General features: G+C 72.5%; 20 protein-coding genes and 2 tRNA genes. 6 read left to right on the top strand and 16 right to left on the bottom strand.

Features of this window, described 5'->3' with window-relative positions:
• Window positions 1-60 precede the first annotated feature (60 nt).
• The 6 genes from pdxS to pgsA form a co-directional block, all read right to left on the bottom strand.
• Complete coding sequence (pdxS, locus tag OG556_RS06170) at window positions 61-972, bottom strand: pyridoxal 5'-phosphate synthase lyase subunit PdxS (RefSeq protein ID WP_063346811.1); 912 nt, start codon at window positions 970-972, stop codon at window positions 61-63.
• 128 nt (window positions 973-1,100) lie between these two features.
• Complete coding sequence (locus OG556_RS06175; RefSeq protein WP_063350972.1) at window positions 1,101-1,601, bottom strand: hypothetical protein; 501 nt, start codon at window positions 1,599-1,601, stop codon at window positions 1,101-1,103.
• 74 nt (window positions 1,602-1,675) lie between these two features.
• Entirely contained in the window at window positions 1,676-2,041 is a 366-nt protein-coding gene (locus tag OG556_RS06180) for a 5-carboxymethyl-2-hydroxymuconate Delta-isomerase (RefSeq protein ID WP_371516221.1), read from the bottom strand.
• 84 nt (window positions 2,042-2,125) lie between these two features.
• Entirely contained in the window at window positions 2,126-3,310 is a 1,185-nt protein-coding gene (locus OG556_RS06185; RefSeq protein WP_371516222.1) for a glycosyltransferase family 4 protein, read from the bottom strand.
• A 40-nt stretch (window positions 3,311-3,350) separates the two neighbouring features.
• Window positions 3,351-4,337: a phosphatidylinositol mannoside acyltransferase gene (locus OG556_RS06190; RefSeq protein WP_371516223.1), complete on the bottom strand. Its 987-nt coding sequence runs from the start codon at window positions 4,335-4,337 to the stop codon at window positions 3,351-3,353.
• Between the two features lie 16 nt (window positions 4,338-4,353).
• A complete protein-coding gene (gene pgsA / locus OG556_RS06195; protein WP_350877888.1) occupies window positions 4,354-5,001 on the bottom strand; it encodes a phosphatidylinositol phosphate synthase in 648 nt (215 codons plus the stop codon).
• Between the two features lie 255 nt (window positions 5,002-5,256).
• Here pgsA and OG556_RS06200 point away from each other — a divergent pair, with 255 nt between their 5' ends.
• Window positions 5,257-7,305 (top strand): elongation factor G-like protein EF-G2, encoded by a 2,049-nt coding sequence (locus OG556_RS06200; protein WP_371516224.1) that lies wholly within the window; start codon window positions 5,257-5,259, stop codon window positions 7,303-7,305.
• Here the strand turns inward: OG556_RS06200 and OG556_RS06205 are convergent.
• The gene (locus tag OG556_RS06205; protein WP_371516225.1) at window positions 7,293-7,718 is read right to left on the bottom strand and encodes a thiol-disulfide oxidoreductase DCC family protein; all 426 of its coding nucleotides are present in this window, start codon (window positions 7,716-7,718) and stop codon (window positions 7,293-7,295) included. The two genes, OG556_RS06200 and OG556_RS06205, sit on opposite strands and share 13 nt — an antisense overlap.
• A 207-nt stretch (window positions 7,719-7,925) precedes the next feature.
• Between OG556_RS06205 and OG556_RS06210 the strand changes: the two genes are divergently transcribed.
• Window positions 7,926-9,566, top strand: coding sequence for a hypothetical protein (locus OG556_RS06210; protein ID WP_371516226.1), 1,641 nt, complete (start codon window positions 7,926-7,928; stop codon window positions 9,564-9,566).
• Between the two features lie 75 nt (window positions 9,567-9,641).
• On the opposite strand, the gene OG556_RS06215 is transcribed toward OG556_RS06210, so the two are convergent.
• The 4 genes from OG556_RS06215 to OG556_RS06230 all read right to left on the bottom strand — a co-directional run bounded on the left by OG556_RS06215 (window position 9,642) and on the right by OG556_RS06230 (window position 14,133).
• Window positions 9,642-10,202, bottom strand: coding sequence for an HIT domain-containing protein (locus OG556_RS06215; RefSeq protein WP_371516227.1), 561 nt, complete (start codon window positions 10,200-10,202; stop codon window positions 9,642-9,644).
• Between the two features lie 78 nt (window positions 10,203-10,280).
• Entirely contained in the window at window positions 10,281-12,260 is a 1,980-nt protein-coding gene (thrS, locus tag OG556_RS06220; protein WP_371516228.1) for a threonine--tRNA ligase, read from the bottom strand.
• 87 nt (window positions 12,261-12,347) lie between these two features.
• The gene (locus OG556_RS06225) at window positions 12,348-13,535 is read right to left on the bottom strand and encodes a hypothetical protein (protein WP_371516229.1); all 1,188 of its coding nucleotides are present in this window, start codon (window positions 13,533-13,535) and stop codon (window positions 12,348-12,350) included.
• Between the two features lie 43 nt (window positions 13,536-13,578).
• Window positions 13,579-14,133 carry a DUF4365 domain-containing protein gene (locus OG556_RS06230; protein WP_363583046.1) on the bottom strand — a complete coding sequence of 185 codons (555 nt, stop codon included), beginning with the start codon at window positions 14,131-14,133 and terminating at the stop codon, window positions 13,579-13,581.
• A 151-nt stretch (window positions 14,134-14,284) separates the two neighbouring features.
• Between OG556_RS06230 and OG556_RS06235 the strand changes: the two genes are divergently transcribed.
• Window positions 14,285-15,052 (top strand): exonuclease domain-containing protein, encoded by a 768-nt coding sequence (locus OG556_RS06235; protein ID WP_371516230.1) that lies wholly within the window; start codon window positions 14,285-14,287, stop codon window positions 15,050-15,052.
• Between the two features lie 78 nt (window positions 15,053-15,130).
• Here OG556_RS06235 and OG556_RS06240 read toward each other — a convergent pair.
• The 3 genes from OG556_RS06240 to OG556_RS06250 all read right to left on the bottom strand — a co-directional run bounded on the left by OG556_RS06240 (window position 15,131) and on the right by OG556_RS06250 (window position 16,000).
• A tRNA-Val gene (locus tag OG556_RS06240) sits at window positions 15,131-15,202 on the bottom strand.
• A 210-nt stretch (window positions 15,203-15,412) separates the two neighbouring features.
• Window positions 15,413-15,484, bottom strand: a tRNA-Val gene (locus tag OG556_RS06245).
• Window positions 15,485-15,562: 78 nt separating this feature from the next.
• Window positions 15,563-16,000 (bottom strand): TIGR02611 family protein, encoded by a 438-nt coding sequence (locus tag OG556_RS06250; RefSeq protein ID WP_371516231.1) that lies wholly within the window; start codon window positions 15,998-16,000, stop codon window positions 15,563-15,565.
• Window positions 16,001-16,195: 195 nt separating this feature from the next.
• On the opposite strand from OG556_RS06250, the gene OG556_RS06255 reads away from it, so the two are divergent.
• Together OG556_RS06255 and OG556_RS06260 are read left to right on the top strand one after the other, a co-directional pair.
• A complete protein-coding gene (locus tag OG556_RS06255) occupies window positions 16,196-16,609 on the top strand; it encodes an SsgA family sporulation/cell division regulator (protein WP_030056266.1) in 414 nt (137 codons plus the stop codon).
• 373 nt (window positions 16,610-16,982) lie between these two features.
• On the top strand, window positions 16,983-17,552 hold the full coding sequence (locus tag OG556_RS06260) for a CGNR zinc finger domain-containing protein (RefSeq protein ID WP_371516232.1): 570 nt from the start codon (window positions 16,983-16,985) through the stop codon (window positions 17,550-17,552).
• Between the two features lie 56 nt (window positions 17,553-17,608).
• Here the strand turns inward: OG556_RS06260 and OG556_RS06265 are convergent, their stop codons facing one another.
• Window positions 17,609-18,058, bottom strand: coding sequence for a hypothetical protein (locus tag OG556_RS06265; protein ID WP_371516233.1), 450 nt, complete (start codon window positions 18,056-18,058; stop codon window positions 17,609-17,611).
• Between the two features lie 110 nt (window positions 18,059-18,168).
• On the opposite strand from OG556_RS06265, the gene OG556_RS06270 reads away from it, so the two are divergent.
• Window positions 18,169-18,669, top strand: coding sequence for a DsbA family protein (locus OG556_RS06270; protein WP_371516234.1), 501 nt, complete (start codon window positions 18,169-18,171; stop codon window positions 18,667-18,669).
• A 12-nt stretch (window positions 18,670-18,681) separates the two neighbouring features.
• Here OG556_RS06270 and OG556_RS06275 read toward each other — a convergent pair whose 3' ends face one another.
• Window positions 18,682-19,524, bottom strand: coding sequence for a GNAT family N-acetyltransferase (locus tag OG556_RS06275; protein ID WP_371516235.1), 843 nt, complete (start codon window positions 19,522-19,524; stop codon window positions 18,682-18,684).
• Window positions 19,525-19,567: the final 43 nt, after the last annotated feature.

The following is a 19,567-nucleotide window of genomic DNA, read 5'->3' on the forward strand; positions in this document are numbered from 1 at the left end:
ATGTACGTGACGCGGCCCGCCGCGCGCCGAGGCGCTGCGACGGGCCGGCACAGGGGGCGACTACCAGCCGCGGTTGGCGTAGCGCTCGGTCTCCGGCAGGGTGTCGCAGTTGATGCCGACCATGGCCTCGCCGAGGTTGCGGGAGGCGTCCGCGATGATCTTCGGGTCGTCGAAGAAGGTGGTGGCCTTCACGATGGCGGCGGCGCGCTTGGCCGGGTCGCCCGACTTGAAGATGCCCGAGCCGACGAAGACGCCCTCGGCGCCGAGCTGGCGCATCAGCGCGGCGTCGGCCGGGGTGGCCACGCCACCGGCGGAGAACAGCACGACCGGCAGCTTGCCGAGCTCGGCGACCTCCTTGACGAGCTCGTACGGGGCGCGCAGCTCCTTGGCGGCGGCGTACAGCTCGTTGTTGTCGAAGCCGCGCAGCTTGGCGATCTCGTTCTTGATCTGGCGCAGGTGGCGGACGGCCTCGACGACGTTGCCGGTGCCGGCCTCGCCCTTCGAGCGGATCATGGCCGCGCCCTCGGCGATGCGGCGCAGGGCCTCGCCCAGGTTGGTGGCGCCGCAGACGAAGGGGGTGGTGAAGGCCCACTTGTCGGAGTGGTTGACCTCGTCGGCCGGGGTCAGCACCTCGGACTCGTCGATGTAGTCGACACCGAGCGACTGGAGGACCTGGGCCTCGACGAAGTGACCGATCCGCGACTTGGCCATCACCGGGATGGAGACCGCCTCGATGATCTCCTCGATCATGTTCGGGTCGGACATCCGGGCCACGCCGCCGTCCTTGCGGATGTCGGCCGGAACCCGCTCCAGCGCCATGACGGCCACCGCGCCGGCGTCTTCAGCGATCTTGGCCTGCTCGGCGTTGACCACGTCCATGATCACACCGCCCTTGAGCTGCTCGGCCATGCCGCGCTTCACCCGGGCGGTACCGATCTGCGGCTGGTCTGCGGTGGTGGGGGTGGTGGACACGTGAGACCTCACTCGAAGATGAACCAGTGCTATCGCCCTATGGTAGGCGGAACGGGTGACGCAACCATGCGCCACCAAGTCCAGCCCGGACGACGGGATGCGACAAACGGGCCGTATCCGAGCACAGCCTAGGCGGGTGCCCCTTCGGGCGTGAGCGCGGGCGGCGGAGCATCGTCCATCTCGAACGCCAGCGGGAACGGAGCCTTCCCCGCCAGCCGGAAGTACCGCACCAGACGGTGCTCGCGCACCGCCCGCGCCGCCCGCACCGCGTCGTTGTGGAACCGGCGCGCCATCGGCGCCCGGCGCACCGCCGCCGTCAGGTCGCGCACCGCGTCCTCGCCGCCCGGCTCCGCCACCAGCGCCGCCACCTGCTCCGGCTCGGCGAACACCGCCCGCAGCGCCAGGCTCAGCTGGCTCTCCGCCACCTCACGCTGATCGTCCTCGGCCTGCCGGGCCGCGTGCGCCGCGTCCAGCAGCAGCAGCGAGGCCGCCGGGTCCAGCAGCGAGGACGTGGCCAGCTCCATCGCCACCGAGGCCCGACGGACCAGCTGCGCGTCCAACGCGGCCCGCGCGGCGTCGATCCTGGCGTGCAGCCGGTCCAACCGACCAGCCGTCCAACTCAGGTACATGCCGAAGAGCACCACGGCCACGCCGGCCCAGATCCAGGTAGTCACGGGGCGCAACGCTACCGGGTGTCACCGGCTCAGCCCTCCGCGCTCGCGCTCCGGTAGGACCCGCGGTCGACGTCGGAGACGTTCACCGCCGTGTACAGCCGGGTGCCCGGCGCCGGCGCGACGTGCTCCGCCAGCAGCGCCAGCACGCCCTCGCTGAGCGCCGCCTTCGCCTCCGGCGTACGGCCCGGGAAGATCTGGAACTCGACGTACACCTGCGCGGCGGCCCCCTCGTCCTCCCCCACCACGAAGTCGTCGTTCTGCCGGAACAGCGTCTTGCACGCCTCCGGCTTCGCGTCGATCGTCCCCACCGCGAGTCGGTTGATCGCCAAGCCCAGCGCCCGGCGGTCGAAGGAGCCGGCCAGGCTCGGCGAGTAGTCGACGGAGATCTGCGGCATCGGTGCCCCCATGCGTCGTGCCCGAATACGGTCGACCGACCCTAACGCCGCCGACACCCCGGAAAAGTCCCGGGGCCGCCGGGCTCAGTCCCGGGCCAGCCCGAACCGGCCGCGCCGGCCGCTGCGCACGTCCTCCTCGACCACCGCCGCGGCCCCCGCCGCCACCGTCTCGTACACCGCCAGGATGTCCGCGCCGACCGTCGACCAGTCGAACCGCCGCACGTACCGCGAGGCGGCCTTGCTCAACTCCCCCAGCCGCCCCGGATCGCCCAGCAGCCGCAGCGCCGCACCGGCCAGCGCGTCCGCGTCCTCCACCGGGAACAGCTCGCCCGCCTCCCCGCCGTCCAGCACCTGCTTGAACGCGTCCAGGTCGCTGGCCAGCACCGGGGCACCCGCCGACATCGCCTCGACCAGGATGATCCCGAAGCTCTCGCCACCGGTGTTCGGCGCCACGTACAGGTCCACGCTGCGCAGCAGCCGGGCCTTGTCGCGGTCGCTCACCATGCCGAGGAACTCCACCTGCCGGCGCACCTCCGGCGCCAGGCCGGCGACGGCCTCCTCCTCGTCCCCCTTGCCCGCCACCAGCAGCCGCACGCCCGGCCGCTCGGCCAGGATCTTCGGCAGCGCCGCCAGCAGCGTCGGCAGGCCCTTGCGCGGCTCGTTGATGCGGCCGACGAAGCCGATCGTGCCCGGCTCCCCGGCCGCCGCACCGCCGCACCAGCGCTCGTCCGGCTCGGCGTCCGCGAAGAAACCGACGTCCACGCCGTTCGGGATCACCACCGCGTCGCCGCCCAGGTGCTCCACCAGCGTCCGCCGGGCGTACTCCGACACCGCGATCCGGGCCCGCATCTTCTCCAGACCGGGCTGCAGGATCGGCGAGGCCGCGATCATCGCCCGCGAGCGCGGGTTGGAGGTGTGGAACGTCCCCACCATCGGCCCGGACGCCGACCAGGCGGCCAGCATCGACACGCTCGGCGCGGCCGGCTCGTGCACGTGCAGGATGTCGAACCGGCCCTCGTGCAACCACCGCCGCGTCCGCGCCGCCGACAGGACGCCGAAGCTCAGCCGCGCCACCGACCCGTTGTACGGCACCGCCACCGCCCGCCCGGCACCGACCACGTACGGCGGCAACGCCTCCTCGTCCTCGGCCGGCGACAGCACCGAGACCTCGTGGCCCAGGCCGATCAGGTGCTCGGCCAAGTCCCGGATGTGGAACTGCACCCCACCGGGGACGTCCCAGTCGTACGGGCAGACGATGCCGATCTTCACGGGTTCCTCATGCTCCTTCGGGTACTCCTGCTGGCCGGGATCAGGACCCGGAGGCCTCGGCCGCCGGCTCGCCGGCCGGCTCCGGCACGGCCGCCCGGGCCGCCTCGGAGTGCGGCGCGGCCGCCTCCTCCACCGTCTCACGGACCGGGAGGTCGGCCAGCCAGAACCGCTGCAGCATGTGCCAGTCCTCGGGGTGCTCGCGGATCGCCTGCTCCCACACCTGCGCCAGCGCCTGCGTCATCACCTGCGTCCGCTCCTTGCGGTCGCCCTCCTGCGGCACCGGCACCTCGGGGTGGATCCGCGCCCGCATCACCGAGCCCTCGTACCAGAGCGTCACCGGCAGCAGCGCCGCCCCGGTGCGCTGGCACAGCGCCGCCGGACCGGCCGGCATCCGGGTCGCCTCCCCGAAGAACGACACCTCCACGCCCGCCTCCGAGAGGTCCCGGTCCCCCACCAGGCAGACCAGCCGACCCTCGCGCAGCCGCCGCGCCAACGTGCCGATCACGTTCACCCCGCCCCCGGTCAACGCCAGGACCTCCATGCCCTGACCCTCCCGGAACTCCACGAACCGGTCGAACAGCCGCTCCGGCTTCAACCGCTCCGCGACCGTGGTGAACGGGAAGCCCAGCTGCGCCACCCAGGTGCCCGCCAGGTCCCAGTTGCCCATGTGCGGCAGCGCGATCACCGCGCCCCGACCGGCCTCGATCGGCGCGCGCAGGTTCTCCACACCGTCCGACCTGACGTCCCGGGCCACCCGCTCCCGGCTCCAGACCGGCAACCGGAACGACTCCATCCAGTACCGCAGGTACGAGCGCATCCCGGCCCGGGACAGCGCCCGCAGGCCCGCCTCGTCCAGTCCCGGACGGACCCGGCGCAGGTTCGCCTCCAACTGGAGCACCCGCTTGCCCCGCCGACGCCAGGCGTAGTCCGCCAGCCGGTCGAACAGGCCCCGCGCCACCCGCTCCGGCAGGTGCTTCAGCACCGCCCAGCCCAGCGCGTACGCCCAGTACACCAGTCGGTCCGTCACCGCAGGACGCCCCCCATCAGCTCCCGGCCGCCGCTCGGTCGGCCTCGAACGCCTCCCGGCGCACGGTCAGCATGCGCTGGAACACCGTCACCAGACTGCCCACCGCCACCAGCCACAGCGCCACCGGCAGCAGCCACTCCACGTACGGCACCCCGAACTTGTGCAGACCCGCGACCCCGGCCGCCACCAGGCTGGCCACCAGCCGCTCGGCCCGCTCCACCAGCCCCGACACGTCGCACGGCAGCCCCTGGCTCTGCGCCCGCGCCTTGGTGTACGACACCACCAGCCCGCTCGCCAGGCAGCAGATCGCCACCGCGCACAGCAGGTTGTTGTCACCCTTGCCCGCGTACCACATCGCCAGACCGCCGAAGATCGCCGCATCCGCGACCCGGTCCAGCGTGGAGTCCAGGAACGCCCCCCACCTGGTGCTCCGGCCCAACTGGCGGGCCATGTTCCCGTCCACCAGGTCCGAGAAGATGAACAGCGTGATCGTGATGGTGCCCCAGAAGAACTCCCCGCGGGGGAAGAACACCAGCGCACCGGCCACCGAACCGGCCGTACCGATCAGCGTCACGGCGTCCGGGCTCACGCCCAGCCGGATCAGGAACGCGGCGAACGGGGTCAGAACACGTGTGAAGAAGGCACGCGCGTATTTGTTGAGCATGGCCTTCCCGACCGCTCCGATCTCCCTGGTACCCGCCTGGCGCAACACGCGCGGCAGACGGCCGGACGGATCAGCCCGTCCGGCCCACCCATCGTAGCCAGGCCGGAGGCACGCTCCGTCGCACGCACCGCCCGACGACACCCCGACCACGTCCCACACACGGACGGTCACCGCCCACCCGTACGACACGCGCCTCCGCAGCACCCGCACCTACACTTTCGAAGGACAGCCCCGGCGCGACGGGAGGAGACCCCGATGCCCGACCGCAGCACGGCCCGAGCCGCCCAGGCACCCGCCGTCACCGCCCCCCGGGACCTGCGCAACGTCGTCCTCATCGGCTCCAGCGGTGTGGGCAAGACCACGCTCGCCGAATCCCTCGCCCTCGCCGCCGGCGCCACCGGCCGGGCCGGCCGCGTCACCGACGGCACCACCGTCTCCGACCACGAGGACATCGAGCACCACCAGCAGCGCTCCGTCCAGCTCTCGCTGCTCCCGCTCGAATGGAAGGGCGTCAAGATCAACCTGATCGACCCGCCCGGCCACCCCGACTTCACCGCCGACCTGCACGCCGCCCTGCACGCCGCCGACGCCGCCGTCTTCGTCGTCTCCGCCACCGACCCCGTCACCGCCCCCACCCGCGCACTCTGGCGCGAGTGCGCCGCCGAAGGCATCCCGCGCGCCATCGCCGTCGCCAAACTCGACCTCGCCCGCACCGGCTTCGACGACATCCTCACCGCCTGCCACGACGCCTTCGACCTGGGCCCCGACACCCTCCGCCCGCTCTTCCTGCCCGTCCTCCACGACGGCCGCCCCGACGGCAGCGTCGACCTGCTCACCGGCGACACCTACGGCCGGGCCGCCCCGCTGCCCGACACCGGGCCCGCCCACGACAGCCTCGTCGAGGCCATCTCCGGCCAGGACGACACCCTCATGGAGCGCTACCTCTCCGGCGACACCCTCGACACCGACGCCCTCGAAGCCGGCCTGCGCCGCGAAGTCCTCGGCTGCGCCCTCCACCCCGCCGTCCCCACCAGCGAGAACGGCCTCGGCGCCACCGAACTCCTCGACCTGATCGTCCACACCTTCCCCGACCCCAGCGAACGCACCCGCCCCGCCCCCGACTGCGACCCCGACGCCCCGCTCGCCGCCCAGGTCGTCCGCGTCACCGGCGACACCTACGTCGGCCGGATCAGCCTGCTGCGCCTGTACGCCGGCACCCTGCGCCCCGACACCCGCATCCACCTCGCCGGCCCCGCCCACAGCGCCGACCAGAACGGCGACGAACGCGTCACCGCCCTCAGCAGCCCCTTCGGCAAGCTCCAGCGGCCCGTCCCGCACGCCGTCGCCGGCGACCTCGTCTGCATCGCCAAGCTCACCACCGCCCGCGCCGGCGACACCGTCCACGACCCCGGCCACCCCGTCGACCTCGACGGCTGGCCCCTCCCCGAGCCCCTGCTCCCGATCGCCGTCGAAGCCCACAGCAAGGCCGACGACGACAAGCTCTCCCAGGCCCTCACCCGCCTCACCGCCGAGGACCCGGCCCTACGCCTCGAACAGAACCCCGACACCCACCAGCTCGTCCTCTGGTGCACCGGCGAGGCCCACGCCGAGGTCGTCCTCGACCGCCTGCGCACCCGGCACGGCGTCCACGTCGACACCGTCGAACCCCAGGTCGCCCTCCGCGAGACCTTCGGCACCGCCGCCGCCGGCCACGGCCGGCTCGTCAAGCAGTCCGGCGGCCACGGCCAGTACGCCATCTGCGACCTGGAGGTCGAACCCCTCCCGGCCGGCTCCGGCTTCGAGTTCCAGGAGCACGTCGTCGGCGGCGCCGTCCCCAAGCACTTCATCCCCTCCGTCGAGAAGGGCCTGCGCGCCCAGCTCGCCAAGGGAGTCGCCACCGGCCACCCGCTCGTCGACGTCCGGGTCACCCTCACCGACGGCAAGGCCCACTCCGTGGACTCCTCCGACGCGTCCTTCCAGGCCGCCGCCGCCCTCGCCCTGCGCGACGCCGCCGAACACGCCGTCATCCGGCTGCTCGAACCCGTCGCCGCCGTCACCGTCCTGCTGCCCGACGACTACCTCGGCGCCGTCCTCGGCGACCTCTCCGCCCGCCGCGGCCGCGTCCTCGGCACCGAGACCGGCGGCCCGGGCCTGACCCTGCTGCGCGCCGAGGTCCCCGAACTCGAACTCGTCCGCTACCCGGTCGACCTGCGCTCACTCACCCACGGCACCGCCGAGTTCTCCCGCGCCTACCTGCGCCACGAACCCATGCCGACCGCCCTGGCCGGCCGCTACACCGACTGAGCGCCCTGCCGCCGCGGCAGCGAGCACGCCGCCGTACCCCCCGGCATCCGGTGCCGGTTGCGCGCCACCCAGCGGTACGCCAGACCCGCCACCGGCCGCACCGGCGCCAGCGCCAGCACCGCCCCCAGGTACGCCCACGCGCCGCCCGAACGCATCAGCAGCCGCGCCACCGCCTGCGCGCCCCCGTACACCCGGCCCGCCGGCGTCACCCACAGCACCTCGCGCTCCGCCCGCTCCGCGGTCACCTCGCCCAGCCCGCCCGCGCGCGCGTCCAGCGCCGCCAGGTCCTCGAACTGGAACGGCACCGCCTCCCAGCCCCCCGAGGCCAGCGTCTGCCGCAGATAGCGCTCCGCCCAGCGCACGCAGGACGAACAGAACGAACAGTCCCCGTCGAACACCAGCACCGGATCCATCGCCTGGGCTCCCTTCCTAGCCGTCGCGGCCATCCTGCACCACCCCGACGACCCGGCGCCGCCCGGGTATCGACCAGCCCGAAGCTGGGCATCATGCCTCTCAGGCCCGGGCGCGGCCCGATCGTGACGGCACTTCAGACGATCATGCGCGCGGCGACACCGCGGCACGATAACCTGCCGCTGACAAGGGGAGGAGGGGACGCCACCGTGACCACACTCGACATGACTCCGGGTGCGCAGATACCCCGCACCGACGCCGGGCCGCAAACCGGAGTCACCCCGGCGCTCTCCTCGGTCGCGTACCGCGACGGCAAGATCGAGGACTTCGTCGGCAAGGTCACCGCCGCGACCCACAAGAAGCCCCGGTTCAAGCTCTTCGAGGCGAACCTCGGCGAGGCGTTCAGCGCCGCCGTCATCTCCCGCACCGTCGGCGCCGGACGCAAGCCGCTCGTGCCCTCGTTCGGCACCGACACCCGCCAGATCGTCGAACACTGCCTGGCCGCACAGGAGTTGCGGGCCGCGCGGGACCGCAAGCTCACCGTGGTCACCGTGCTCTTCGGCCTGCTCGCCCTGCCCGGCACCCTGATCTGGATCGGTGCGTTCTACCTGCGCATCTACCTCATGAAGGGCAAGGCCCTCCAGGACGAGCTCTACGGCGCCCTCGCGCTCCTCGCCGCAGCCGTGGTCTCCGTCCTGTTCCTCGTCAAGCCCCCCGCCCACGGCCCGCTCGGCATCTACCTGCGCGTCGCCATGATCCCGCCCATCATCGGCGGGATCCTCGCCCGGCGCATCGTGCTGCGCTCCACCAAGGAGCTCCGCGAACGCTGGCTCGCCCTCGCCGAGGGCAGCTCCGTCGCCGCCACCGTGTCCAAGGCCGTCCCCCGCGACGACCTCGACAAGAAGGCCGTCGACCTGCGCGACAAGCTCGCCCGCATGGAGGGCGAGCAGGAGACCAACGTCCAGCACTACGCCGGCCCCAAGGGCATCCTCGGCGTCGGCAAGCGCTGGGGCGAATGGCGCCTGGTCGACGTGATGCGCCCCGCCGCGGGCCACTCCGACTTCCGCGCCTTCCACCCCTGGGACCTCGTCCGGAAGATCTCCTCGCACCTCAAGGGGCTCGCCGTCAGCGAGGTCGCCAACAGCGGGATGACCAACATCACGGTCAAGCAGTGGGCAGTCCTCGAAATCGGCGAGAACGCCGACGAGATCTCCCGCCCCGGCAACGCCGACATGGACGGCGACCGGATGCGCGACTTCGCCCTCCAGACCATCGCCGACAAGCAGACCTTCGCCGGCGGCGGCCCCCGGCACTACCTCGCCACCCAGTTCATCACCTTCGACGGCAAGCTGATCATCACCTTCACCGTCACCGTCACCCTGCTCGCCAACACCCTCACCGTCACCGTCGCCGGCTACGCGCTCGGCCCGGTCAACGGCGTCTTCTCCGACAAGCCCTCGGCCAGGGAGAAGACCGTCCAGAAGACCGGCAAGTTCTGGGAGGAGCGCACCGTCAAGCTCCCCCTGATCGACAACGACGAGGTGGTCCGCCAGGCCCTGCGCGCGCCGCTCACCCGCCTCCCCGGGCTGCTCTCCTGGCTCGGCGGCGGCCTGGGCCTGCCCGAGCCGTTCGGCTTCCGGCACGCCTGGGCAAGCCCGCCGTGGGGCAGCCGGTTCATGACCGACAACGCGCTCAACGCCTCCGTCCCGGTCCTCGGCGCCGTGCACGCCGCCACCCTGGAGTTCCTGGAGGAGCACGACCTGGACACCGACCGCTTCAAGAACCGCGCCTCGATCATCAAGTCCGAGGCCCAGGGCACCCGCCCGTACAAGGTCGACCAGTTCGAGTGACCCCGACCCCGGCCCGAACATGCCGGAGGGGCCCGCCACCGACTCAGCGGTGACGGGCCCCTCCGGCGTTCCCGATCAGTCCTGCGGCCAGGCCTCGGCCAGCATCTTCCGGGTGTCCGCCAGCAGTTGCGGCAGCACCTTGGTGTGGCCGACCACCGGCATGAAGTTGGTGTCCCCGCCCCAGCGCGGCACCACGTGCTGGTGCAGGTGCGCCGCGATCCCGGCACCGGCCGCCGCGCCCTGGTTCATCCCGATGTTGAACCCGTGCGCCCCCGAGGCCGCCCGCAGCGCGGTCATCGCCCGCTTGGTGAAGTCGGCCAGCTCGGCCGTCTCCGCCTCGTCCAGGTCGGTGTAGTCCGCCACGTGCCGGTACGGGACCACCATCAAGTGGCCGCCGTTGTACGGGTACAGGTTCAGCACCGCGAACACGGCGGCGCCCCGGGCGATGACCAGCCCGTCCTCGTCGCTCAGCGCGGGGATCGAGCAGAACGGACAACCGTCGTCCGGAGCCGGACCGGTGGGCTTGTTCTCACCCTGGATGTAGGCCATCCGATGGGGGGTCCACAGGCGGCGGAAGCCGTCCGGCTCCCCGACGCCCCGCTGCAGTTCCGGCTCAGTCGTCATGCTGATCAGCATATTCGCCCAACGCTGCTTGCAAAGCCGCGCGGGGCGGACTCATCGAGAGCCCGCCCCGCGCGTGGTGGTCCGAAGGCGTCACACCTGGATGCGGTTCTTCACCGCTTCCACGATCTCGGCGACGGCATCCGCCACCGGCACGCCGTTCTTCTGCTCGCCGTTGCGGTAGCGGAAGGACACCGCACCCGCCTCGACGTCGTCGTTGCCCGCGATCAGCATGTACGGAACCTTGCTCTTCTGAGCGTTCCTGATCTTCTTCTGCATGCGGTCGTCCGAGGTGTCCACCTCGACCCGGATCCCGTGCTTCTTCAGCTCGGCCGCGACCTCCAGCAGGTACGGCACGTGCTCGTCGGTGATCGGGATGCCGGTCACGGTGACCGGGGCCAGCCACGGCGGCATGGCGCCGGCGTAGTGCTCCAGCAGCACCGCGAAGAACCGCTCGATGCTGCCGAACAGCGCACGGTGGATCATGACCGGCCGCTGACGCGAGCCGTCCGCCGCCGTGTACTCGAGATCGAAACGCTCGGGGAGGTTGAAGTCGAGCTGGATCGTCGACATCTGCCAGGTCCGGCCGATCGCGTCGCGCGCCTGGACCGAGATCTTCGGGCCGTAGAAGGCCGCGCCGCCCGGGTCCGGCACCAGCGGCAGCCCCTGCTTCTCGGCCACGCTGGCGAGGACGGCGGTGGCCTCCTCCCAGGTCTCGTCCGAGCCGACGTACTTGACCGGGTCCTTGGTCGACAGCTCCAGGTAGAAGTCGGTCAGACCGTAGTCGCGGAGCAGGTTGAGCACGAAGGTCAGCGTCGAGTCGAGCTCCTCCGCCATCTGCTCGCGGGTGCAGTAGATGTGCGCGTCGTCCTGCGTGAAGCCGCGGGCACGGGTCAGGCCGTGCACGACGCCGGACTTCTCGTAGCGGTACACCGTCCCGAACTCGAAGAGGCGCAGCGGCAGTTCACGGTACGAGCGGCCGCGCGCGTCGAAGATCAGGTTGTGCATCGGGCAGTTCATCGGCTTGAGGTAGTAGTCCACGCCCTCGTCGAGCTGCATGGGCGGGTACATACCGTCCGCGTACCAGTCGAGGTGGCCGCTCTTCTCGAAGAGCTTCCCCTTGGTGGCGTGCGGGGTGTAGACGAACTCGTAGCCCTCTTCCTCGTGCCGCTTGCGCGAGTAGTCCTCCATCGCCCGGCGGATGATGCCGCCCTTGGGGTGGAAGACGGCGAGGCCGGAGCCGATCTCCTCGGGGATGGAGAAGAGGTCGAGCTCGTTGCCGAGCTTGCGGTGGTCGCGCTTCTCGGCCTCGATCAGGAAGTCGAGGTGGGCCTTGAGCTCGTCCTTGGTCGGCCAGGCGGTCCCGTACAGGCGCTGCAACTGCGGGTTCTTCTCGCTGCCACGCCAGTAGGCGGCGGCCGATCGCATCAGCTTGAACGCCGGGATGTACCGGGTGCTGGGCAGGTGCGGGCCGCGGCAGAGGTCGCCCCAGCACTGCTCGCCGGTCTTGGCGTCCAGGTTGTCGTAGATGGTGAGCTCGCCGGAGCCGACCTCGACGTCGGCGCCCTCGCCGGCGGTGGCGGCGGAGCCCTTGAGGCCGATCAGCTCCAGCTTGTACGGCTCGGCGGCCAGCTCCTCGCGGGCGGACTCGTCGGTGACCACGCGGCGGGAGAACTTCTGCCCGCGCTTGATGATCTCCTGCATCCGCTTCTCGATGGCCTTGAGGTCATCGGGGTGGAAGGGCTTCTCGACGTCGAAGTCGTAGTAGAAGCCGTCCTTGACCGGCGGGCCGATGCCGAGCTTGGCCTCGGGGTAGAGCTGCTGCACGGCCTGCGCCATGACGTGCGCGGTGGAGTGGCGCAGGATGTCCAGGCCGTCCTTGCTGCCGATCGCGACCGGCTCGACCTCGTCGCCGTCCTGGACGGCGTACGCGAGGTCCTTGAGCTGGCCGCCGACGCGGGCGGCGATGATCGAGCGGTCGTCGGCGAAGAGCTCGGCGGCCGTAGTGCCCGTGGTCACCACGCGCTCTTCCCGATCGGGTTCGCGGTTGATGATTACCCGGACGTCCGTCACCGGTCTCTCCTGACGTGCTGGATTCAGAGGACGCAACACTGCGCTGCGCGTGACGATGGTACCGAGCGCGTCGACCCGGCCGCGCACCTACGCCCCCTCCCCCCCTTCCCCGAGGCCTCCGTCGAGCTCTTCGCCGAGTGCCTCGCCGAGGGACTTCAGCAGTCGCTCGCGGTCGGCGTCCTCCCAGCCGCACAGTTCCAGGCCATGCGGCCGGGTGAGCCGGCGGAAGCCGCCGCGGCTCTCCAGCCGGCCGGCGACCCGGACCGGCAGGCCCGCGAGGTGGGCCTCGGCGGCGAGCCGGTAGTCGGGGTCGGGCAGGCGGAGCTTGAGTTCGCGGACCTCGGCGCCGCCGAGGACGCGCAGCCGTACCGCGCCCGGTCCGGCCGGGTCGGCGCGCTTGAGCCGGACGACCACGCCGACGACGGTGACGGCGACGGCGGGCTCGATCCGTTCGAGCAGTTCGGCGGCCTCGGTGAGGGCGGGCAGGTCGCCGGGCGAGAAGTCGAGGACGACCCGGCGGTCCCCGAAGCCGCCCGGGGTCCCGGCGGTGGCGGACCAGGCGACGGTCAGCCGGGCCGCCGTCGCGCCGCGGACCAGGTCCTCCACGGACTGGACGAGTTCCCGGCTGACTCCGGCCTGGACGGCGTTCTCGAAGGCCTCGGGCCCCCCGCTGACCCGGCGGTAGTCGACGGCGTCGCGCAGTGCCTCCAGGGCGCGGACCAGGGTGGTGACGGCGGCCCGGCCCTCGGGCGCGGGGGTGTAGGCGGTGAGGGCGGCGCCCTGCTCGACGACCAGGACGCGGTCCAGGAAGTCCCCGGCGTGGGCGTCCAGCCTGGCGCCGAAGTAGGCGGCCGTGGCCCGGCCGGCCTTGGCCCCGGCGGCGAGCATCGCGCGGGCCGCCCGCTGGAGCCGTTCGGCGTCGTCCCAGGTGGCGGCCTCGGCGGGGCCGGCCGGCTCCCGGTGCCAGCGCAGTTCGTCGCCGGGGACGGCGAGTGCGAGCAGGATGGCGCGGGCGGACGGGGTGGAGGAGCGGGACAGCGCGGTGACGGCGTCGGCGAGGAGGTCGACGGCGTCGTCGAAGCCGTCCCCGGCGGGGACGAGGACGCTGGTGCCGGACTCGTCGTCGGGCGGCGTCCAGCGGCCGTAGCGGGCGGCGGGGCCGCCTCGCCGGACCCAGCCGTGCCGGGCGAGCAGGGTGGCGAGCACCGCCGGGTCGACGGCGGCGGGGTCGGGCAGGGCCTGGGCCGGCTCGCCGGGTGCGTGCGGCGGTGTCATGGTGCTGCTCCTCGCTGCCGGGGGCCGGGACCGGGGCGGGCGGTCACGGGCTGCCACCCGCGCCGACCCGGGCCATGATGTCGCAGAGCGCGCGGTCGTCGAAGACCTTGCCGGTGGGCACCCGCACGTTGGTGCGCCGCTGTCCGGTGACCGGGTGGCCGGCCAGGTTGACCCAGTAACAGCAGTGCCGCAGTTCCAGCGCGTCCGGGCGGGCGTGCAGCCAGCGGTCGACCCGCCGCGGCAGCAGCATCACGACCAGGATGCGCGGCACGGCGACCCTCGCCCGGGCGAGCTTGCGCAGGTGGTCGTTGTCGAGGGTGAAGCTGAAGAACGGCCCGGTCGGATCGGCCGCGATCTGCTGGGTGGCCTTCAGCTGGATCTTGATGGTGACCTCGTCGTCCACCTCGTGCGCCCGGGAGCCGTGGCTGACCTGCCAGTCGATCCCGTTGTCCGGGAACGGCTGGGAGAGCGAGCAGCCCGCCGCGGCGGCGACCGCGTGCAGGTAGCCGACCTGCAGCGTCTCCATGCAGGCGGTGACCGCCAGGTTCCCCCGTAGAACGGCCGCCGCCTCCTCGGGCTGCGGCTGCGTCAGTGCCATCGCCCCGTGGCCTCCCCCTGCTCCGGGCCCGTCCGGATCGGAACGGCGGGCCCACGGGCAGGATCCCCGGTCGGGCTTGCGCCAAACGGTTGAACGGGTGTCAGAACCGGGTATCAACCGGGCGCGCGGAACGCTCGCCTGAGGGGCAGTCATGCAGCAGCACTGGTACACCGGCCCACTCGCCTCCTTCGACACCGAGACTACCGGCGTGGACGTCGAGACCGATCGGATCGTCTCGGCCGCCCTGGTCGTCCAACTCGCCCCGGGTCGGCCGGTGCAGACCACCACCTGGCTCGCCGATCCGGGCGTCCCGATCCCGGACGGCGCCCGGGCGGTGCACGGCATCACCGACGAGCACGCCCGGACGCACGGCCGCCCGGTCGGCGCGGTGGTGGCGGAGGTCACCCGCGCGCTGGCGGAGCAGGCCCGGGCCGGGCACCCGGTGGTGGTGATGAACGCGCCGTACGACCTGACGCTGCTGGACCGGGAGTTGCGCCGCCATCACGGGCTGACGCTGACCGGCGGGGTGGACACGGCCGGGCTGGTGGTGCTGGATCCGCGGGTGCTCGACAAGCACGTGGACCGCTACCGCAAGGGCCGCCGGACGCTGACCGACCTGTGCGCGCACTACGGCGTGGAGCTGGCCGGGGCGCACGACGCGGCGGCGGACGCGACGGCGGCGCTGGCGCTGACCCGGCGGATAGGCGCCCGATACCCGGCGGCGCTGGGCGGACTGACGGCGGCGGAGCTGCACCTGCGGCAGGCGGTCTGGCACGCGGCGCAGGCGCGGGGGCTGCAGAACTGGTTCGACCGGTCGGGGACGCCGGAGCGGGTGGACCTCTCCTGGCCGCTGCGGCCGGCCCGGTGCGGCTGCGGCCGCCGGCTGGAGCCCGAACACGGCTGCGAGGCGGCGGCGTAGCGGCGGCCGGCAGGTGCCGACCCCGAACGCGCCGCAGGCCCTGACCGGTTTCCTGGTCAGGGCCTGCGTGCTGTCCGGTGGGCGATACTGGGATCGAACCAGTGACCCCTTCGGTGTGAACGAAGTGCTCTCCCGCTGAGCTAATCGCCCGGGCAACGAGAAGAACTGTAGCACCATTTGGCGGTCGTCGTACAACTCGTCCCTTCCGGGTACTGCTGGCGCATCCGCAGAACTCGCGCTCCACGCGGAAGATGACTGCGCCTCAGTCGCATTCCGGACGGTTCTTCGGATGGATTCCGGAAATACACGTGAGGCCCAGCCGATAATCGGCTGGGCCTCACGTATCACAATGCATTCCGGTGGGCGATACTGGGATCGAACCAGTGACCCCTTCGGTGTGAACGAAGTGCTCTCCCGCTGAGCTAATCGCCCGGGTGCAGGGAAAACATTACCGCATCCCGGAGGGTGGTCCGAACACCCTGGTCACGGCGGCCCCCGGCCCCGGGCCGCTCAGCTCTCGCCCGCCGTCCAGGGGACGTCCAGGCCGTAGCGGGCGAAGTACCAGCCGCCGATCCCGACGGCCGCGGCGAGGCCGATGGCGGTGACGGTGAGGTTGCGGCGGCGCACCCGCGGGTCCAGGGCGCGCTGGGCGGCCTCGGCGACCTTGCGGCGGCTCCACCGCAGCACCAGCCGGGCCCAGTCGAACTCGGTGGCCCAGACCCCCATGCCCAGGAAGATCACCACCCAGCCGGGGCCGGGCAGCGGCAGCATGATCACGCCGAGGACGACCACGGCGACGCCGGCCAGGAAGATCGCCACCTGCCAGGCGAGGTGCAGCGGCCGCGAGCGGCGGACGAACGCCGGGGCGCGGGAGCCGGCCGCGTCATCCGCCGTGACCGGTTCACCCGATCCCGTGTTCTTGGCCGTCTTGTCGTTTCGCACAGTCATGCCAGGAAACTAACCAAGAAGCGGCCCGGTAATGCCCGACCGGGCCACTCCGGGATGATTCCGCAATGCGCCGTAAGGGGTACGACTCGCGCCCGAATCGGGACAGAGGGGTTTACATCGGGCTTGGGGGTGGGATGGTCCGTTCGCCGACGTGCGATTCCCCGAGCGCACACTGAGCGAAAGGCCATGGCGCTTATGAACACCACGGTCAGCTGCGAGCTGCACCTGCGCCTCATCGTGTCCAGCGAGTCCTCACTGCCCGTCCCCGCGGGCCTGCGCTACGACACCGCCGACCCCTACGCCGTGCACGCCACGTTCCACACGGGCGCCGACGAGACCGTGGAGTGGGTGTTCGCCCGAGATCTCCTCGCGGAGGGGCTGCACCGACCGACCGGTACCGGCGACGTCCGGGTCTGGCCGTCCCGCAGCCACGGGCAAGGGGTGGTCTGCATCGCGCTGAGCTCTCCGGAAGGAGAAGCCCTGCTGGAAGCCCCGGCCCGAGCGCTTGAGTCATTTCTCAAGCGGACGGACGCCGCGGTGCCACCCGGCACCGAACACCGCCACTTCGACCTCGACCGGGAGCTGTCCCACATCCTCGCCGAAAGCTGATCCCGCCCGGAGGCGGTCACGCCCCGCCATCGGCGGGGTGGTACCTCCTGCCGTCACCGCTGCCGTCCTACTCGGGGGCACGGCAGCACTCAGCCGCGCGCGACGCGGCCTCGGGGCCCGCGACACCGCAGGCGCCCGGCAGCGAGGCCGGCCATCCATACGGGTGGCCGGCCTCGCTGCCGGGCGCCGTTCGGCATTTCGGGGGGTCCTTCGCGGGCCCGGCCGCCCGGACGCCGTCCGCTCCACGGCACTCTGGCGGAATCCGTACACGCCTTCGAAAGAACCCGCCGCCCTTCCGCCGCACGGCCCGGTATGGTCTGGGGTAACCGTGGACGCGGGGTTCCGGAGTCCCCCTGCGCGAGGAGTCCCCAACGTGCTGATCACCCATGACACCGAGTGCGCACTGAGCATCCTCGTCGAGCTGCTCAACACCGCGCCCGAGGTGTGCGGCACCGAGCGGCTGCCGGACGTGGCCGCACTGGACGCCTTCGTGGTCGGCCAGGAGATCAGCGAGATCGACTCGCTCACCGAGAACGACCTGCACAAGGTGCACGAGCTGCGCACCCGGCTGCGCGAGGTGTTCGGGACGGAGTCCACCGCCGAGGCCGCCGAACTGGTCAACCGGATCGTCGCGGCCGCCGGTACGACGCCGCGGCTGACCAACCACGACCACCACGGCTGGCACATCCACTACTTCGCGCCGCACGCCGCGCTCGGCGACCACCTCGCCGCCGAGCTGGGCATGGCGCTGGCCTTCATCCTGATGGCGGGCGAGCGGGAGCGGTTGCGCCGGTGCGAGGCGCCGGACTGTGCCCGGGTCTTCGTCGACCTCTCCCGCAACCGCTCCCGGCGCTACTGCGACAGCCGCACCTGCGGCAACCGGCTGCACGTCGCCGCCTACCGGGCACGGCAGCGCTCGGCGGAGGCCGTGCCCTCCGCCTGACGCCGACCCCCGCGGGGGTCCGGATCCCGCGTCCGGATGCCGCGTCCGGATGCCGCTCAGATGCCGCGCTTGCGGAGGATCTCCTCGATGTCGGAGAAGTCGCCGAGGCCGTCGTCCCGCTTGCCCGCCGCCGGCTTCTTCGGCGGGGTGGCCGCCACCGCCGGGCGCTCGGGCGCGGCACCGGCGGCCGCCGGGCGGTCCGGAGCGGCGTCCACGGCGCCCCGGCGGCCCACCCAGCGGGTCGTCACCAGCAGGAGCGCGGAGAGGCCGAGCAGCACGATGCCGGTCCAGACCCGGGGGTCGAACACCAGCCTCGTCGCCCAGTCGGCGAACTCGCCGCCGATCGTCCGGGCCACCGGGAACAGGCCGGTCAGGTAGAGCCCTGCGGGCACCAGGGCCACCGCGAACCAGCGGGTCGCGGACAGGAACCGCCGCCGGTAGGCCCGCAGGCCGGCCACGGCCACACCGCCCGCCGTGAGCGCGAAGCTGATCGCCGCCGTCAGCACGGCAGTACTCCTTCGCTTCCGGTCGTCCTGGTCATCACTGCCTCCCTGTCGGCCTTCGCAGGGGCGCACCGTCGGCCGGAGCGGGCGCCCACTAGTGGAACACTGGGGGAATGATCGATGGTTCCCTCCCCCGGCTCGAGTTCTGGTGCGACCTCCAGTGTCCGGACTGCCGCACCGCGCTGGACGACGTACGGGCGCTGCGCGCGCGGTACGGCGACGCGCTGCCCGTCGAGGTCCGCCACTTCCCGCTGGAGAAGCACAAGCACGCCTACGCGGCCGCGGAGGCCGCCGAGGAGGCGTTCGCGCAGGGGCTGGGCTGGCCGTTCGTGGAGGCGCTGCTGGCCCGGGTCGAGGAGTTGGACGCCCGCGGGCAGCAGGTGCTGCTGGAGGTGGCCCGGACGGTCGGGGTGGACGCCGAGGAGGTCGACACCGCGCTGATCGACGGCCGGCACATGCTCACCGTGGACGCCGACCAGGCCGAGGGCCGGGCGATCGGGGTCACCGGCACGCCGACGTACGTGATCGGCGGGCAGCGGCTGGACGGCGGGCAGAGCCAGGACGGCCTGCGGGACCGCATCGTGGCCGCCATCGAGGCGGCGGCGGCTTCCTGACGCCATGTCGGGTCACAGCGGCTTTCCGTAGATGCGGTTGGTGACCCGGTAGCCGAGCGAGGCGTAGAGGCGGATCGCGACCTCGTTCCCGGTGAACACGTTGAGGCCGAGGTCGCGCACGCCGGCGGCCAGGCACTCGCGCTCGGCGAGCAGCATCAGCGTGCGGCCGTGTCCCCGGCCCCGGTGGGTCGGGGACACCTCGACGGTCATCACCCAGGCGAGCGGCCCGCCGTTCGGCAGGTCGCGCCGGTGGAAGTCCACCCAGAGCGAGCCGAGCGGCTCGGCTTCGCCGTCCGCGCGCAGGCGGCGCAGGGCGACGCCGGGGCTGTCGGCGCCCTGCGGGAGCTGGCGCTGGTGGTCCAGGTGGGACCGGGCGCGGGCCTGCTCCTCGCTGAGCCCGGACTCCACGAGCGAGCGGAGGTAGCCCCGCGCGGCCCGGTCGAGCCAGGCCTGGAACTCCGGGGGCTCGATCCGGTCGGCGGTGGTGCCGGCGGGCAGGGCGGGGGCGGTGGTCAGCCGCTTGGCCAGGTTCCGCATCCGCTCGGTGTAGCCGAGGGTGGTGGCGAGCCCCCGGGCGATCCGCGCCGTCTCGGGGATGTTGGCGTCCACCCGGGTGCAGTCCCAGGTGCGCAGCACCTCCTCCGCGGCCAGCGCGCCGAACGTGCCGCGGCCCCGGCCCCGGCCTTCTCTGACCTCCAACTCCGCTATTTCGCCCCAGAGTTGGCTGCCGTGCGGGATGGCGGTGGTGCGCAGCGCGCCGACCTGGCGGCCGTTGGCGCAGATCTGCCAGCGCCTGGTGCGGCCGCCGGCGTCGGTGGGTGTCTCCGGGCCCTCGGGGCGCAGCGTCGTGGTCATGTGGTGGTCCCTTCCCCGCGCCCGGGCCCCTATGCCCTGGTTG

The organism is Kitasatospora sp. NBC_01300, from assembly GCF_041435235.1.
GTDB lineage: Bacteria > Actinomycetota > Actinomycetes > Streptomycetales > Streptomycetaceae > Kitasatospora.